Below are 486 nucleotides of genomic sequence, written 5' to 3'. Positions count from 1 at the left end.
CATCATATCAATGGCGCCCGATGAGGGGTTCAAAAAGCCGGTTAGCATTTTCATGGTGGTAGATTTGCCAGCGCCGTTAGGTCCTAAAAATCCAAGTATTTCACCTGGTTGAACCGCAAACGAAACATCGTCTACTGCGCAGAAATCACCAAAATATTTAGAGAGATTTTTTACGCTGATCATTTTTTATCTTCGTTTCTACTTGTGAATGTTCGAAAGGACGATCGCATCCGCCAAATAGCAGACGCAAATCAAAGACTTATTACTAGTCGCGAAGACTATATGGGCGGGCATGAACGAGTTCAAGGGCGAAGCTCCAACCTTGCCACATGGTCATGTTGCAGTAGACACCAAGCTTACAGGCGTATCCTCAAATTAGCTTTACGAAGACCAAAACCAAGCACTAAACTAGGGCATCAATCACAAACAAAGAACTCTAAATGAGCCGTTTCTTCAAACTTTCAACGCTTCTTTTTACTCTCTGCA

General features: G+C 43.0%; 1 protein-coding gene. It reads right to left on the bottom strand.

Annotated elements, in window-relative coordinates:
* Positions 1 to 183 (bottom strand): ATP-binding cassette domain-containing protein (locus A3750_RS04670; protein WP_156498404.1); only part of this gene is annotated, 183 nt, incomplete at its 3' end.
* Between the last annotated feature and the right edge of the window lie 303 nt (positions 184 to 486).

It is taken from the genome of Oleiphilus sp. HI0079, assembly GCF_001635105.1.
This window is presented reverse-complemented; position numbering and strand designations above follow the sequence as displayed.